Annotated in this window: 17 protein-coding genes; 14 read left to right on the top strand and 3 right to left on the bottom strand. The window is 71.9% G+C overall.

What is annotated here, in order from left to right:
• Window position 1: 1 nt before the first annotated feature.
• Window positions 2-457 (top strand): DUF6912 family protein, encoded by a 456-nt coding sequence (locus BLS99_RS10115; protein ID WP_091048126.1) that lies wholly within the window; start codon window positions 2-4, stop codon window positions 455-457.
• Here BLS99_RS10115 and BLS99_RS10110 read toward each other — a convergent pair.
• On the bottom strand, window positions 430-1,359 hold the full coding sequence (locus tag BLS99_RS10110; protein ID WP_091048122.1) for a hypothetical protein: 930 nt from the start codon (window positions 1,357-1,359) through the stop codon (window positions 430-432). The two genes, BLS99_RS10115 and BLS99_RS10110, sit on opposite strands and share 28 nt — an antisense overlap.
• 213 nt (window positions 1,360-1,572) lie before the next feature.
• On the opposite strand from BLS99_RS10110, the gene pruA reads away from it, so the two are divergent.
• From pruA to BLS99_RS10065, 9 genes are all read left to right on the top strand, one after another.
• A complete protein-coding gene (gene pruA / locus BLS99_RS10105) occupies window positions 1,573-3,198 on the top strand; it encodes an L-glutamate gamma-semialdehyde dehydrogenase (protein ID WP_091048118.1) in 1,626 nt (541 codons plus the stop codon).
• Between the two features lie 56 nt (window positions 3,199-3,254).
• Window positions 3,255-3,551: a DUF397 domain-containing protein gene (locus BLS99_RS10100; RefSeq protein WP_091048115.1), complete on the top strand. Its 297-nt coding sequence runs from the start codon at window positions 3,255-3,257 to the stop codon at window positions 3,549-3,551.
• 304 nt (window positions 3,552-3,855) lie between these two features.
• Window positions 3,856-5,397: a S8 family peptidase gene (locus BLS99_RS10095; RefSeq protein ID WP_091048112.1), complete on the top strand. Its 1,542-nt coding sequence runs from the start codon at window positions 3,856-3,858 to the stop codon at window positions 5,395-5,397.
• Window positions 5,398-5,406: 9 nt separating this feature from the next.
• Window positions 5,407-6,021: an RNA polymerase sigma factor gene (locus tag BLS99_RS10090; protein WP_091048108.1), complete on the top strand. Its 615-nt coding sequence runs from the start codon at window positions 5,407-5,409 to the stop codon at window positions 6,019-6,021.
• Entirely contained in the window at window positions 6,011-6,541 is a 531-nt protein-coding gene (locus BLS99_RS10085) for a hypothetical protein (protein ID WP_143034744.1), read from the top strand. Before BLS99_RS10090 ends, BLS99_RS10085 begins: the two co-directional genes overlap by 11 nt.
• 94 nt (window positions 6,542-6,635) lie before the next feature.
• The gene (locus BLS99_RS10080; protein ID WP_143034743.1) at window positions 6,636-7,913 is read left to right on the top strand and encodes a tetratricopeptide repeat protein; all 1,278 of its coding nucleotides are present in this window, start codon (window positions 6,636-6,638) and stop codon (window positions 7,911-7,913) included.
• Window positions 7,910-9,064, top strand: a complete 1,155-nt coding sequence (locus BLS99_RS10075; RefSeq protein WP_091048098.1) for a CHAT domain-containing protein — start codon at window positions 7,910-7,912, stop codon at window positions 9,062-9,064. Before BLS99_RS10080 ends, BLS99_RS10075 begins: the two co-directional genes overlap by 4 nt.
• A 38-nt stretch (window positions 9,065-9,102) precedes the next feature.
• Window positions 9,103-10,344: an MFS transporter gene (locus BLS99_RS10070; RefSeq protein WP_091048094.1), complete on the top strand. Its 1,242-nt coding sequence runs from the start codon at window positions 9,103-9,105 to the stop codon at window positions 10,342-10,344.
• A 25-nt stretch (window positions 10,345-10,369) separates the two neighbouring features.
• Complete coding sequence (locus BLS99_RS10065) at window positions 10,370-10,792, top strand: protein-tyrosine phosphatase family protein (protein WP_091048090.1); 423 nt, start codon at window positions 10,370-10,372, stop codon at window positions 10,790-10,792.
• An 87-nt stretch (window positions 10,793-10,879) separates the two neighbouring features.
• Here the strand turns inward: BLS99_RS10065 and BLS99_RS10060 are convergent, their stop codons facing one another.
• Both BLS99_RS10060 and BLS99_RS10055 read right to left on the bottom strand, forming a co-directional pair.
• The gene (locus BLS99_RS10060; protein ID WP_091048086.1) at window positions 10,880-11,434 is read right to left on the bottom strand and encodes a PIN domain-containing protein; all 555 of its coding nucleotides are present in this window, start codon (window positions 11,432-11,434) and stop codon (window positions 10,880-10,882) included.
• Window position 11,435: 1 nt separating this feature from the next.
• Window positions 11,436-11,894, bottom strand: coding sequence for a helix-turn-helix domain-containing protein (locus BLS99_RS10055; RefSeq protein WP_091048083.1), 459 nt, complete (start codon window positions 11,892-11,894; stop codon window positions 11,436-11,438).
• Window positions 11,895-12,077: 183 nt separating this feature from the next.
• Here BLS99_RS10055 and BLS99_RS10050 point away from each other — a divergent pair, with 183 nt between their 5' ends.
• From BLS99_RS10050 to BLS99_RS10035, 4 genes are read left to right on the top strand one after another with little or no spacing between them, the layout of a single operon-like run.
• Entirely contained in the window at window positions 12,078-12,797 is a 720-nt protein-coding gene (locus BLS99_RS10050) for a DUF4129 domain-containing protein (RefSeq protein WP_143034742.1), read from the top strand.
• Window positions 12,794-13,333: a hypothetical protein gene (locus BLS99_RS10045; protein ID WP_091048076.1), complete on the top strand. Its 540-nt coding sequence runs from the start codon at window positions 12,794-12,796 to the stop codon at window positions 13,331-13,333. The genes BLS99_RS10050 and BLS99_RS10045 overlap by 4 nt, the downstream gene beginning before the upstream one ends.
• Window positions 13,330-14,322 (top strand): AAA family ATPase, encoded by a 993-nt coding sequence (locus BLS99_RS10040; protein WP_091048072.1) that lies wholly within the window; start codon window positions 13,330-13,332, stop codon window positions 14,320-14,322. The genes BLS99_RS10045 and BLS99_RS10040 overlap by 4 nt, the downstream gene beginning before the upstream one ends.
• Entirely contained in the window at window positions 14,319-15,689 is a 1,371-nt protein-coding gene (locus BLS99_RS10035; protein WP_091048067.1) for a DUF58 domain-containing protein, read from the top strand. Before BLS99_RS10040 ends, BLS99_RS10035 begins: the two co-directional genes overlap by 4 nt.
• Window positions 15,690-15,694: the final 5 nt, after the last annotated feature.

Here is a 15,694-nt window from a genome sequence, read left to right as displayed (position 1 = left end):
CATGGCGCGCATCTACGTACCCGCGAACGCGGCACTCCTGCGGACGCTGGCCGGCACCGGTGAGATCAAGCCGGTGTCGGCCGTCCGCACGGTCACCTCGTGGCTCCGGCGCGAGGCGCCGGGCGCGGACGAGGAGGACCTGGAGTACACGGCGTTCGCCGACGCGGCCCTGGACTCGCTGCCGCTGCTGGCGGGCGGGGTCCCGCGCCGGATCGTGGTCTCCGCGGACGTCCCCGGCGACCTGCTGTCCGAGCACGCCGAGGGCACGGCCGCCGACTTCGACGGGGTCGTGAAGCTCAAGCGGGTGGCGGCGTTCCACGCGGACGACGCGTCGGCGGCCGAGGAGGTCGCGCGGGCGCTCGCCGCGGACGAGCCGGACCTCGACGCGGTGGAGGCGCACGTCCTGGACTGGTACGCGCCCTCCGAGGCTCAGGACTTCTTGGCGGCCTTGGACTGAGGCTTCGCGGCCCCGGCCTTCGCGGGCTTGGGCAGGAGCAGCCCGTACGCGAGGACCGCGCACAGCGCCCCGGCGAACATCGCGGTCATCGACCCGTTGTACTGCCACTGGAAGCTCAGGGCGAGGAACGCCTCGTCGAGCGGGGACACCTCGTTCAGCCCGGTGTTCAGGACGACCTCGACGCCGACCTGCGCGATGACCGTGGCCGCGAGCCAGATCCCGCCGGGAAGGGCCCCGGCGAGCAGGTGCCCGAGGAGCTTGACGCCGGCCTTCTTGGCCCGCAGGTACAGGAACGCGCCGATGCCGCAGGCGATGCCGGCGACGAACGGGATCGCGGTGCCGAGCGCGCCGTACTCGTCGAGAGGGTCGGAGAACAGGCTCACCGAGGACGCGGCCTCGTAGAACCCGCGGCCGAACATGAACGCGAGCAGCAGGAGCGTGGCGCTGAGCCCGGCGACCACCGCGACCGACCGCTTCGGCAGCGCGAACAGGCCGCCCGCGATCGCGGAGCCGAACAGCACCAGGCCCACCGCCAGGGCGATGTCGGCGTCGGCGCTGAAGGAGAAGTAGGCGGCGGCCCCGGCGGCGAGGCCGAGGACGAGCGCGCCGAGCACGGTGAGGGCCTGCTGCGGGCCCTTGACCAGGCGCGGGGTGACGACGCCGGCGACCGCGCCGGCGAAGACGGTGACGATGATGGGGCTGAACAGGGAGTTCGCGAGGATCATGACGCCGGTGTCGTCGAGGCCGTCGGCCATGCCGGTGAGGCGGTACAGCGAGTAGACGACGCCGGCGAGGGAGAGGACGGCGGCGACGGCGAGGATCCAGAGCGCGGCGGGGCCCGGCCGGGGGGCGGCGGGCGCGGTCGCGGCGGTTTCGGCGTGCTGCTCCTGCGTATCGGTCACGACCCCAGAGTACGGACCCCGGTCCCGCGCGCCGTCCGCGGCGCCGCCGTTGTGGCCCGCGCGCGGCCACCGGCCGCGGTGCCCTCCTTTGTTCGCATCGCACCGGTTCACCGGGGTCGGATTGTGCGAGGATGGCGGTAGCGAAACGGGTCGAGTAACCTCGTGTTCAAAGACTGATTATCGCAATATCCGTCGAATCAATGGGAGGGTGCGATGGACGCCTTGTTTACGGTACCGAAGCCGGAGAACGAACCGGTCAACACCTACGCGCCCGGCACGCCCGAGCGCGAGCGGCTCCAGAAGAAGCTCGCCGAACTCGCCGGCACCCGCCTCGACCTGGACCACAGCATCTCGGGCGAGTGGCGCCGCGGCGCCGGCGCCGAGATCGAGGTCGTGCAGCCGCACAACCGCGGCCACGTCCTCGGCACCGTCCGCGAGGCCACCGCCGGCGAGTGGGCCGACGCCGTCGCCGCCGCCAAGGCGGCCCGCCACGACTGGATCCGCACCGACTTCGCCGACCGCGCCGCCGTCTTCCTGCGCGCCGCCGAGCTCATCTCCGGCCCCTACCGCGACGTGCTCAACGCCGCGACCATGCTCGGCCAGTCCAAGACCGCCGCGCAGGCCGAGATCGACGCCGCGTGCGAGCTCATCGACTTCCTGCGCTTCAACGTCGCCTTCGCCGAGGGCATCTACCGCGAGCAGCCCATCTCCTCCAAGGGCCTGTGGAACCGCATGGACCACCGCCCGCTCGACGGGTTCGTCCTCGCGATCACCCCGTTCAACTTCACCGCCATCGCCGGGAACCTCCCGACCGCGCCGGCCCTCATGGGCAACACCGTCGTGTGGAAGCCCTCGCCGACCCAGCAGTTCGCCGCGCACTTCGTGATGCGGGTGCTCCTGGAGGCCGGGCTGCCGCACGGGGTGATCAACATGGTCACCGGCGTCGGCGAGCACTCCGAGACCGCGCTGCTGGACCCCGACCTCGGCGGCATCCACTTCACCGGCTCCACCAGGACCTTCCAGCACCTGTGGTCCACCGTGGGCAAGCACATCGGCGGCTACCGCACCTACCCGCGCCTGGTCGGCGAGACCGGCGGCAAGGACTTCATCATCGCCCACCCCAGCGCCGACCCGCACGCGCTCGCCGTCGCGATGGTCCGCGGCGCCTACGAGTACCAGGGCCAGAAGTGCTCGGCGCTCTCGCGCACCTACGTGCCCGCGTCGCTGTGGAGGAACGGGCTGCGCGACGCCGTCGTCGGCATGACCGAGGACATCACCTACGGCGACGTCACCGACTTCACCAACTTCGGCGGGGCCGTCATCGACGCCCGCGCCTACGCCAAGCACACCGCGCTCTTCGAACGCCTGCAAGGCGACGCGAAGGCCACCGTGGTCACCGGCGGCACCGCCGACGACTCGCAGGGCTTCTTCGTGCAGCCCACGCTCATCGAGTCCACGGACCCGACGCACGAGCTGTTCTCCGAGGAGTACTTCGGGCCGATCAACGCCGTGCACGTCTTCGACGACGGCGACTTCGACGCCGTCATGCGCCAGGCCGCCGACATCGCCCCGTACGCGCTCACCGGCGCGGTCTTCGCCACCGACCGGGCCGCCATCGCCCGCGCGAGTGAAGAACTGCGCTTCGCGGCCGGCAACTACTACATCAACGACAAGCCGACCGGCGCGGTCGTCGGCCAGCAGCCCTTCGGCGGCGCCCGCGGCTCGGGCACCAACGACAAGGCCGGCTCCTGGCAGAACCTCGTCCGCTGGGTCAGCCCGCGCTCCATCAAGGAGAACTTCGTCCCGCCGACGGAGTACCGCTACCCGCACCAGGGCTAGCCCGTCCGCGAGGAGGGCCCGGACCACGCGGTCCGGGCCCTTTCTATGCTTACGGGATGACGAAGCGTGAGCATCCGCTCAAGGGCGAGTTCGACACCGCCGAGGCGCGCTGGGAGCGCACGACGCACGAGGACGGCACTCCCGCCGCCCTGGAGATCGGCTACGCCGACAACGGCCTGGTGGCCCTGCGCATGGCCGAGGACCCCGAGGGCGACATCCTCATCTACACCCCGTCGGAGTGGGAGGCGTTCGTCGAGGGCGTGCGCGACGGCGAGTTCGACATCGAGACCTGGGACGACGAGCCGATCGTCGAGGTCATCGACGACGGCGAGGACGCGCCCGCCAAGCAGTAAGACCGCGACTCGACGCGCCCCGGAGGTCCGCCTCCGGGGCGCGTTCGGCGTCCCTCGAACGTGCCAATCTGAGAATCCGCGTTCCCGTGTGTATCCCGGGTGAACGCCCTGCCTCTTCCCTGGTGAAAGCCGCGATATCCGTCAGCCCGTGGCGTTCGCGGCATTCCGGGCTTGAGTGCCCTTCGACCTATCGGACCAGGCGTGGACCCCACGCCCGGCAGAAGGTGAGGAGAATCGGCATCGAAGAGATCCCCCTCCTCACCGACAACCGCATAGACCCCCGAAGACGACCAGAGGAGCTCCCATGCGATTGGTGTTCGCCGAGAACGAACCCCATCTGAAGCCCAATCCGCGCCGCGACCACATGAGCGGCGTGCCCGAACTCGCCTACTCCACTCTGGACCGCCACGGCGGCCGCGTCCTCGCCCCGGGCCAGGTCGTCCGCACCGCGGGCCGCTCGGCCCCCGTCGGCACTATCTACCGCTACGACCGGCTGCTGGTCGACGAGTCGGTCATCAACGACGAGGCGGCCCTCCGCCGGCTCGAAGGGGCGATCCGGCCCAGCGGCATGACGATCGAGAGCCAGCCCGCGAGCACGCTCGTGCCCGGCCAGGGCTCGTACCGCGTCCCGGTGGTGAGCGCCCACGGGGACCACGCCGGCGTCGACGCGTGGTCGCTGCTCCAGCGCCTGCGCACCGACACCAGCGAGGAGAGCCTCCCGGTGGAGCTCCTCGACAAGGTCCGCCTGGAGCACCTGATGATCTGCTCCAAAGGCGGCATCGGCATCGGCGGCGGCGAGACGCCGGCCGGGGGCCCGCGCGCGGCGTCCCTCGGGCGCGTCCCGGTCGACATGGTCAACCCCATGCCCTCGCGCCGGCGCCTCGACCGCCGCCTGCGGGTCGCGGTGCTCGACACCGGCGTCCCGAACCGCCACCCCGCGTTCGACGTCTCGGACCGGTCCGAGGACGAGGACACCTTCGTCGTGGTCGACCACGCCTTCCAGGTGAAGCTCGGCGAGCACTCCGACTCCCCGGCGATCCCGCTGGACGACCCGTGGGAGGGGCCGGTCCACGAGCCGACCCTCATCGGCGAGGTCGCGAGCCACTTCGGGCACGGCACCTTCATCACCGGGCTGCTGCGGCAGCTCTCGCCCGACGTGCAGGTCTACTCGCTGCGGGTCATCCACAACGACGGCCTCGCGTACGAGCACGACGTCATCGGCGCGCTCCACCACCTCGCGGACCAGATCGAGGCCGCCCGCGGCGGCGACGCCGAGGCGTACGCGGTGGACGTGGTGGTCCTGGCGATGGGCTACGTCGACGAGAACCCGCACGACGAGCCGGGCGGGTGGATCGGCGACGCGGTGAACCGCCTTGCGGCGCTGGGCATCCCCGTCGTCGCCGCGGCCGGGAACCAGTCCTCGGACCGGCCGTTCTACCCCGCCGCGTTCGCCGCGCACGAGCCGCTCGCGAACGCGGCGCCGATCGTGAGCGTGGGCGCGCTGAACCCGAACCTCGAGATCGCGATGTTCTCCAACGAGGGCCCGTGGGTCTCGTGCTACGCCACCGGGGCCGGGCTGGTGAGCACGTACCCGTGCGAGGCCGAGGGCTCCCGCGAGCCCGAGCGCCGCTCGAAGTCGAGCGTGCGCAACCGGTTCCGCGAGAGCTACGACTTCGACGACTTCTCGTCGGGGTTCGCGGTCTGGAGCGGCACCTCGTTCGCGGCCCCGGTCGCGGCGGCCTATCTGCTGAACGCCATCGCCGAGTCGGGGGTCGAGGAGGTGCAGGACTCGGTCAAGGCCGCGGAGCGCGCTCACGCGGCCCTCGCGCGGCTGAAGAGTCGCTAGCCTGAAGACATGAACGCGATATCAGCTCACTCGGTGGCGGCGGTGGACTACGACCGGTACGCGCGGCTCTACATCGCCGCGCGCGCCGGCGACAGCATCGCGCAGCGCACCCTGATCGAGGAGCTCAACGAGCCGCTCTGGCGAGTGGCCCGGCGGGCCGGCCTCGACCGGGAGAGCGCCGCCGACGTGGTGCAGACGGCATGGCTTCGACTGTGGCGCACCAGGGACGGGCTGAACCAGCCTCGCGCGCTGACCAAGTGGCTGCGCACCACGGTCAGCCGCGAGGCCTGGAACGTGGCCGGCCAGTCGCGGCGCGAGGTCGTCTCGGACCCGGTCGACATCAAGGAGCCGGTCATCGACGGCATCGAGGACGACCTGGTCCGCGACGCCGAGCGCGAGGCGGTGCGCCGCGCCTTCCTCGCGCAGGACGACAAGTGCCGGGCGCTGCTCGCCTACGTGGCGGCGTTCGCCCGGCCGGATTACGACGTCATCTCCGAAGAGCTCGGGATGAAAAGGGGGAGCATCGGACCCACTCGGGGCCGGTGCCTGGACAAGCTGAGAAGGACCCTGCTGGACGACCCGTCCTGGGGCGCAGGTGAGGAGCGGAATGCAGATGGAACCTGACAATCGGGACCAAGGCGAGTTCGAACCGTTGGACTCCTGCGACGAGCGGATCCTCGCTGTCATCAACGAGCTCCACCGGCGCGACGACCCGGTGCCGTACGACCTCAACGAGCGGGTGCACTTCGTGCTCGAACTGGAGGCGGCGCTCGACGCCAAGGTCGCGTCGGTCTACCGCCCGGCCGAGCTCACCCTCGTCCGGGGGGAGGCCGAGCTGACGGTGAACCAGGGGGACCCCGCCTCCATCACCTTCGACTGCGAGACCGTCACCGTCATGGTGACGCCGCGGCCCTCGGCACTGGAGGAGATGCGCCTCGACGGGTGGATAGGTCCGGAGGGGACTTACGGGGTCGAACTGCGCAGTCCGCAGGGCGTCCGCCGGGTCTCCACCGACGCGAGCGGGAGGTTCGTGCTGGAGGGACTGCCGAACAACGAGATGTTCCAGCTCGTGATCCGACCGGACGAGGCGTTGCAGCGGGACGGCCTCCCCGCGGTGGTCGTGACCCCGGCGGTCCGGCTGTAGCATGTGAAGAATGCTTCAGGATGCCTGGCGTCTGTTCAATCGAGGCCAGCGACTGCACCGTCGGGGCCGGATCAGGGATGCCGAAGAGGCACTCGTGGCGGCGCTCGAATCGCTGCAATGGGACTCCGCGAACCCGCCTGAGGCAGGAACGGCGCGCGCGAGGCTGACCGCCCAGGTGCTCATGATCCGCTCCACCAATCTGGCCCAGATGGGCGATGCCGCAAAGGGACTGCGGCTCCTCGACAGCGCCGACGGATTCGTGTTCCACCGGGACCGGGGCATGCTGCTGCACCAGCGGGCGTTCAACCTGTGGCAGAGCGGGCGCCTTTCCGACGCGCTGCAATGGTTCGCGGAGGCCGAGCCGCATCTGGCGGTGAACGGTCCCGACAACATCTATGCGGCGCTGTTCCACAACCGCGCGATGGTGTGGCGCGATCTCGGCGAGCTCCGCAAGGGAATGGAGAACATCCAGCGGGCGATCGAACTGTACGACCGCATCGACATTCCCGTGAACCGCGCGAAGGCCCGCTTTCTGCGGGCGCAGCTCTGGCTCGATCTCGGAGAGGTCACCAAAGCGCTCTCCGAACTCGATGAGGTCCGCGATCAGTTCCGAGTCCATTCGCCCATTCTCGAATCCTATGTGGACGGTTCGTACGGCGACGCGCTCCTGTACGTCGGGATGCACCGGCAGGCCGCGGTGCGCTGGGCCGACGCGATCGCCGCGCACCGCCTCGCCGGCGACCGCCGGAACGCCGCGATCTACGAGTTCTGGCGGGCCGTGGCGGCCTTCGAGGACCGGCAGTTCACCACGGCCGGGACCTGGGCCCAGCAGGCCATGGACTCCCTCTACGAGCAGGGCAACGAGCCGATGGCGTTCCTCGCCCGCCTGCTGATCCTCCAGGGGCAGTTCGACGCCGGCGAGGACGGGCCGGACTTCGCGGAGAAGGTGGTCCGGCTCTCCGACGCGCTGGCGCAGCGCGGCTGGACCCTCCGGCTCGAGCAGGCCCGCATCCTCGCCGCCCGCGCCAAGATCAGGGCGCGCGACCTCGACGGCGCCGCCGACCTGCTCCAGGGCGAGCACAGCGGCCCCGGCTACGACGCGCTCGCCGAGGGGCTGGCCCGGTACCTGGCGAAGGCCGAACTCGCCATCGCGCTCGACCGCGACCCCATGCCCGAGCTGCGGGCCGGGCTCGACCTGCTCGACGAGTACCGCACCACGTTCGGCTCCGTCGAGTTCCAGGCCGGGGTCTCGGCGCTCGGCATCCAGCTCGCCAGCAAGGGCCTGACCCACACCACCAACCACGGCAGCCCCGCCGAGATGCTCCAGTGGGCCGAGCGCTGCCGCGGCCAGGCGCTGCGCATCCCCCGGTGAAGTCCTCCTCCGACCCCGGTGCGCGCGAAGCGCTCGGGCGCCTGCGCCAGGCCCGCCAGGAGCTGTGGGAGCTCCAGGTCGAGGGCCGCGAGGCGGCCGAGGCGCTGGCGCGGGTCTCCGGGCTGGAGGCCGAGATCCGCGACTACGACCGGGCCCGGCCCGGCCCGGGGGAGCAGGCCGAGCGGATCGCCTCCGCCGACATCCACGACCTCGCCGAGTCGCGGGACACGGTGGTGGTCAGCATGTTCGAGGTCGGCGGGACCGTGCGCGCCCTGCTCGCCGGCGGCGACGGGCTCCGGCACGTGCCGCTCATGGACCTCGACGCGGCGTCCGAACTGGAGCGCCGCCTCGGCGCCGACCTCGACGCCCTGACCCGCACGTTCCACCACCCCGAGCGGCTGCGCCAGAGCGTCGAGAGCGCCATGCGCCGCAACGCGACCGCGCTCGCCGAGGGCGTCTGGGACCCGGTCGCGGACTACGTCGGCGACCGGCAGATCGTCGTCATCCCGCACAGCAAGCTCGCCTGGGTGCCGTGGCCGCTGCTGCCGCCGCTGCGCGGGCGCCCGCTCACGGTCGCGCCCTCGGCCGAGGCGTGGTGGCGCGCGGTGCGCCGCCCCGCCGCGACCCGCCCGGCGCTCGTCGCCGCCGGGCCCCGGCTCCTGCGCGCCGACAGCGAGGTCGCCGCGATCGGCGCGCTCTACCCCGACGCGACGCTCGTGCAGGCCGAGAAGTCCGACCCCGAGGAGGTGCTGCGGGCCCTCGACGGCGCCGCCGTCGCGCACCTCGCCGCGCACGGGCACCACGAGCCGGACAACGTCCTGTTCTCCCGCCTGGACTTCGGACTCGGGCCCCTGAACGCGTACGAGCTCCTCAGCCTCGACCAGCCCCCGGCGCACGTGGTCCTCTCCGCCTGCGACCTCGGACGTTCCACTGTGGAGGTCGGGAACGAGACCCTGGGCTTCACCGCGGCGCTCCTGCACGCGGGCACCTCGACCGTCGTCTCCAGCCTCGCGAAGGTCCCCGACGCGATGGCCGCCGACATGATGCTGGAGTACCACCGCCGCTGCGCGGCCGGCGCCACCCCCGCCGAAGCCCTTGCGGCCGTAGGGGAGCACCGGCCGTGGCACCCGTTCGTCGCGTTCGGGGCGTAAGCTGCCCGGATACCCCCCGGAAAGGCTTCCCCGAACCGATGTTCCGCAACCCCGACCACCGCCTGCTGCTCGTCTCGGTCGCCTCCAGCCAGGTCGGCCTCCAGATCGCGTACTTCTCGGTGTCGATCATCGCCGTCGTGGTCCTCGACCTGAGCGAGGCGCAGATCGGCGTCCTCAACGCCATGGACCAGATCGCGCTGGTGATCTTCGGGCTCCTCGTGGGCGCCTGGGTGGACCGGTTGCGGCGCAAGCCGATCATCGTCGTCAGCGAGGCGCTGCGGGCGCTGCTCATGCTGAGCGTCCCGCTCGCGTGGGCCTTCGACGCGCTCGCCGCGTGGCAGATTTTCGCGGTCATGTTCCTGCTCGGCCTCGTCTCGGTGTGCTTCGACGTGGCGCAGGGCAGCTACATCCCGATGCTCATCGACAACGACCGGCTCACCGGCGCGAACTCCCACATGCAGGGGATCCGCTCGGCCTCGGACACCGGCGGCCCGCTCCTCGCCGGCCCGCTCGTGACGCTGCTGACGGCGCCGGCGGCCGTCGCGGTCGCCGTCGCCGGTTTCGTGGTGTCGGCGTTCAGCGTGTGGCGCATCCGCTTCGAGGAGGCCGAACCCGTCCGGTCCGCGACCCCGAACCTGCGCGGCGAGATCGCCCAGGGGATCAGGTTCCTCCTCCTCAAGGACCAGATCATCCGCACCGTGGCGCTCTCCAGCGCCTGGAGCAACCTCTCGATCGGCGCGTTCCAGGCGATGCTCGTGGTGTTCCTCATCCGCGACACCGGCCAGTCCACCGCGGTCGTCGGCCTGGTCCTCGCCGGGTCCGGCGTCGGCGGCGTCCTCGGCGCGATGCTCGTCGGGAAGATCTCCCAGCGGTTCGGCATGGGCCGCACCGCACTCGTCGCCCTCGCGCTGTCGGGCCCGGGGATGGCCGTCGTCGCGCTCTCGGGCCCGGGCTGGGGCGCCGCGGTCGCGTTCCTGGGGCAGGTCCTGTTCATCGCCTCGATCGTCGTCTACAACGTCAACGTCGTCAGCTACCGCCAGGCCGTCACGCCCGACCCGATCCAAGGCCGCGTCAACGCCACCCAGCGCGTCATCACCTGGGGCTCGATGGCCGTCGGCTCGATCCTCGGCGGCCTCGCCGGCGAGGCCGCCGGCGCCCGGACCGTGCTCCTCATCGCCGCCGCGATGCTCTTCGCCGGATGCCTCGCCCTCCTCAGGACCCCGATCCGCACCCTCACCGATCTCCCCGAGGAGGGCACCGGCCTCGTCGAGGCCAAATAGCCTTGCGCCGCAGTAGCATCGGGCCATGACCTGGAACCCTGACGACCCCGGCGTACTCCGCCTCCCCTCCGGACGCCTCGTCCGCGGCCGCGGCCTCGCCCGGCCGCTCCCCGACGGCCCCGAACCGCAGTTCGCGCTCTACCTCCTCGGCAAGGAACCCCCGGCCGTGGCATGGGACGCCACCTGGGTCCGCTGGCCCGACTTCCGCCTCCCCGCCGACAAGGCCGCCTTCAAGACCGCCCTCCACGACGCCTGGAACCGGGCCGCCGCCGAACGCGTCGAACTCGCCTGCCACGGCGGCCACGGCCGCACCGGCACCGCCCTCGCCTGCCTCGCCGTCCTCGACGGCGTCCCGGCCCCAGAAGCCGTCGCCTACGTCAGGACCCACTACTCCCCGAAGGCCGTCGAGACCCCCTGGCAGCACCGCTTCGCCTCCCGTTTCGCCTGACCGCGCCGCGGTGCCGGAACGAAAGTGTGCGGTTCGATGCTCTTCGCTCCTGCGAACACGTTCGGAGGAGCGCACTTTCCGGCCGGGTCAACCTGCGCGAAGCTCGGCGGTCGCCTCGATCAAGCCTGAGCGCTCCAGTTGCATCAGCACATCGTCGACGGTCTCGGGAGGGTTCTTGCGGGAGTCGGCGATCCGCTGCAGACAGCCCCAGACGAGCTTGGCGTCGAGCTCGATGAGATCGACGAGGAATTCGTCCGGACTCCACGCTTCGATGCCCCACTGGCCCAGAACGTCCGCAGGGAAGTCCTTCAGGTTGAACGTGACGATCGTGTTGGCACGAGAGGTGATCGCCGCGGCCAGGACATGCCGGTCGTCCGCGTCGGGAAGCTTCAGCCCCTCGATCAGTGGTTCGTACCCTTCGACCAGACAGTCCCGGACGGCGGAGTTCATCAGCTCGCGGAGCCTGGTGAGCTTGTGCCGCGGTGCCTCGGGACGGTTCCTCATGATCGCCCGCTCGACCTCATCGAGGATGCGGTTGGTCCACTTCGCCTGGACGAGACCGGCCTGCGCGACTCGGATCAGCAAGTCGCGCAGACTGTTCGGATACAGGACGTTCGCGTCGTACACAACCCGCAGCGGCAATTCAGAATCCCAGTTCCTGTCCGAGTCCTCCGAGCTCGTCGGCCACTTCGCGCCGCTCGCCGTCGTCGGCCTGCTTGTACGCCATGAGGTCGGCGCAGGAGACGCGGCGGTGCCGCCCGACCTTCCGGTGCGGAATGACGCCGTCCTCCAGCAGCCGGATCAGATACGGACGGGAGACCCCCAGCAGGTCGGCGGCCTGCTGAGTGGAGAGCTCCGCTTGCGAGGGGACGACCGAGACGCCTCGGCCTTCCGCCAGCTGCGCCAGGATCTGCGCGAACATCGTGACCGTGGCCCGGGGCAGCACCAAGGCGGGCTCATCGTGCTCCACGACCACTTCGATCATTTCGGGCTGGTCGGGATGCCGAGCGAGATAGTCCTTTATTCGTCTGAGCGCCCTTTGTGCGACTTCTGCGTCGACATCTCCGGGCTTGACGGAACTGACCGATCCGAGTCCAGCCATTGCGCACCTCCTCAACGAAGTATACGAATTAAACGAAACGAACGCAACGGAACCGCGGACTCGAGCGCATGACAGCGCCCGGGTTCGACAACGCTCCGAAAACGGGGAGTTGGGATGCCCGGTCCCCCTGACATAAGGTGGGGGACGCGCATCACCCCTGCCGCCGAGTCCCCGAGGTCACCCATGACGCCACCCGCACCGCCCGAGCGATCCGCGCTGCGGCGGTGGCTGCCGGTCGGCGTGGTCGTGGCGGCGCTGCTCGTCGTCGGGATCGCGGCGCAGGGCACCGGCATCCAGTGGGACCAGGGCCGCCTCCCCACCGCGGGCGGCGACGCCCCCACCTTCGAGGCGCCGCCCCCGAGCATGGAGCCGCCGCCGTCGCTGCCCGGCGGCGAACCCGGCGCGACCTTCTCCCTGCCGCCCTGGGTCACCTGGCTCGTCCTCGGCGTCCTCATCGGCATCCCCGCGCTCCTCCTCCTGCTGTTCATCGCGCGCCGCGTCATCGCCTGGCTCGTCGACGCCCCCGAGTCCAGCGGGGTCCCCGACCCCGAGACCGCGTACCTGCACCGCGACTTCGCGCTCGTCGACGACGCCATCGCCGCCGCCCTCGCCGAGATGGACCTCGGCACCGACGCCCGGTCGGCGATCATCGCCTGCTGGGTGCACTTCGAGCGCGCCGCCGCCGCGGTCGGCATCGAACGCGAGTCCTCCGACACCCCCGCCGACCTCGTGCACAAGCTCCTCGCCCGCCACGACCTCGACGGCGCCGCTCTGAACCGCCTCACCGAGACCTACCTGCGCGCCCGCTACTCGCCCCGCGAGGTCGGCGAGCCCGACCGCGACCGGGCCCGCGACGCCCTCGTCGCGCTCCGGTCCCAGCTCGGCGTCCGGGAGGCGCAGTGACCAGGCCCCCGGCCCGCGACGCGGTGCGCGAGTTCCTCTCGCCCCTCGGGCGCCTGCGCCTGTGGCCCGCCGTCGCCTCCGTCGCCGCCGCGGTCGCCGTGTGGGCCGCCGCGCTCATCGGCGGCGTCGACTTCGCGATCTGGCAGCTCGTCCTCTTCGCGCTCGCCGCGGTCCTCGCCTACTCCGTCGTCTCCGGGATGCGCGCCGACACCGAGCCCGCGCCCGAACTCGTCGTCCACACCGTCAACGAGCCGTCCTGGCGCCCCTTCACCGACGTCAACCGCTGGGAGGACCGGTTCATCTTCGCCGAGGCCAAGCCCGGCCGGTTCGCCACCACCAACGCCAGGCAGCAGCTCACCGAGCTGGCCGCCGAACGCCTGCGGCTGCGCCGCGGCCTGTCCCTCGCGGAGCAGCCCGAGGAGTGCCGGGTCGTCCTCGGCGAGGCGACGTACCTGTTCCTGACCGGGCCGGTCCCCGACTGCCCCGCCCCGCGCGTGCTCGGCGAGCACCTGCAAGCCATAGAGGAGATTCAATGACCGCCAAGCTCGGCCTCGACCAGGTCGCCCACCACGCCGCGGCCGTCCTGAAGTCGGTCCAGTCGGTCATCGTCGGCAAGGACGAGCCCCTGCGCCTGGTCCTCGCCGGGATCCTCGCCGGCGGCCACATCCTCCTGGAGGACCTGCCCGGCCTCGGCAAGACCCTCACCGCGCGCTGCTTCGCGCAGAGCCTCGGCCTCGACTTCCGCCGGCTCCAGTTCACCCCCGACCTGCTGCCCGCCGACGTCACCGGCTCCCTGCTCTACAACCAGAAGTCCGGCGAGTTCGTCTACCGCAAGGGCCCGGTCCACACCAACCTCCTCCTCGCCGACGAGATCAACCGAACCCCGCCCAAGACCCAGTCCGCGCTCCTGGAGGCCATGCAGGAGCGCCAGGTCTCGGTCGAGGGCGAGACCCACCTGCTCCCCGAGCCGTTCACCGTCCTCGCCACCTCCAACCCCGTCGAGTTCGAGGGCACCTACCAGCTCCCCGAGGCCCAGCTCGACCGCTTCCTGCTCCGCGTCTCCTTCGGCTACCCCACGCCCGAGGAGGAGTGGGAGGTCCTCCAGCGCCGCATCGGCCGCCGCACCGAGAACGCGGAACTCGCGCCGGTCATCGACGCCCCGACCCTCGTCGCCATGCAGCACGCCCTCGAGGACGTCACCGTCGAGGACTCCGTCGGCCGCTACATGGTCGCCGTGACCACCGCGACCCGCGGCCACGCCCAGGTCCAGGTCGGCGCCTCCCCCCGCGGGTCGCTCGCGCTGCTCCTCGCCTCCCGCGCGCTGGCCGTGCTCTCCGGGCGCGACTTCGTGACCCCCGACGACGTCAAGGGCGTTGCCGGCGCGGCGCTCGCCCACCGCATCACCCTCAAACCCGAGCTGTGGATGCGCCGCATCGACCCGGCCGCGGTCGTCGCCGACATCTGCCGCGGCGTCGAGGCCCCGCAGACCGCGCAGGCCCCGACCTACTCCGCCCCCCTGCGATGACGATCGCGCGCGACCCGGTCCTGAGCCTGCGCACCGACAACGCGCGCCCGGTCGGACCGGCCCGGATCGAACCGCCCGTGACGTGGCGGCGCACGAAGGCCCTGACGCGGGCCGCCGCGGTCACCGCCGCGTGCCTGCTCGCCGCGGTCGCCTTCGGCCGGGTCGACCTCGTGCTCATCGCCGCGCCCTTCGCGATCGGCACCGTCCTCCTCCTCCAACAGCGCCCGACCCGCGTCCCGCACGCCCGCCTCGCGCCCCTCGAAGGCACCGCGGACGACCTGACCTGCGCCGAAGGCGCCACGGCCGCCGCGCGCGTCGTCGTTGCCAACCCCGACGCGGCCGCGGTCACCACGCTCGTCACCGCCGCCGCCGACCCCTGGATCGAGCTGCACACCGGCAAGGGCGACTTCGCCGAGCGGATCGCCCCGGCCTCCGGGCGCGACCTCGTCGTCGCCGGGACCGCGCGCCGCTGGGGCGAGCACCACCTCGGTCCCGTCCACGTCCGCTCCATCGCCTGCGGCGGCCTCCTGGAGACGACCGTCCAGCGCCTGCCCGGCGCCACCGTGTGGGTCCTGCCGGTGCCCGACTGGTTCGAGTCCGCCGAGTCCCTGCCGTTCGCCGACGGCGTCACCGGCGTCCACCGCTCCCGCCGCGGCGGCGACTCCGGCGAGCTCGCCGAGGTCCGCCGCTACCAGCCCGGCGACCGCCTCCGCCGCATCGACTGGCGCACCTCGATGCGCACGCAGGAGCTGTACGTCAACGCGACCCTCTCCGAGCGTGACACCGACGTCACCCTCATCCTCGACCTCCAGGTGGAGGCCGGGGTCTCGGGCGGCGTCGACGGCGCCGCCTCGATCGCCGACCTCACCGTGCGCGCCGCCGGGGCCGTCGCCTCCCACTACGCGCTCCAGGGCGACCGCACCTCCTGCGTCGAGTTCGGCGCCCGCGGCCGCCGCATGCGCCCCGGCGCGGGCCGCCGCCACGCCGCGGCTACCCTCCGCTGGCTCGCCTCCGTCGAGGTCCCGCCGGACCCGATCCCGCCCTCGCCCGAGCTGCTGCGCCGCCAGCTCGCCGGGCAGCGCAGCCTGAACGTGGTGTTCACGCCCCTGCTCACCGACCGCTCGATCGCGCTCGTGGCGTCCCTGGCCCGCGCCGGCCGGCCCGTCCTGTGCGTCGACACCCTCCCGCCGCACGTCTCGCCCCCGCGCCGGACGCACTGGACCCCGTACGCCGAGCGGCTGTGGCGCCTGTCCCGCGACAACACCGTCATGGAGCTGCGCGACCTCGGCGTGGCCGTCGAGCCCTGGCGCGGCTCGGCCTCCCTCGACACCGTCCTCGCCGAACTCAACCGGAGGCGCTACCGATGAGCACC

Origin of the sequence: Glycomyces sambucus (genome assembly GCF_900102815.1) — a bacterium.
In the GTDB taxonomy this organism is placed as follows: domain Bacteria; phylum Actinomycetota; class Actinomycetes; order Mycobacteriales; family Micromonosporaceae; genus Glycomyces; species Glycomyces sambucus.
The sequence above is the reverse complement of the archived record's forward strand: the minus strand, read 5'-3'. Positions and strand labels throughout refer to the sequence as shown.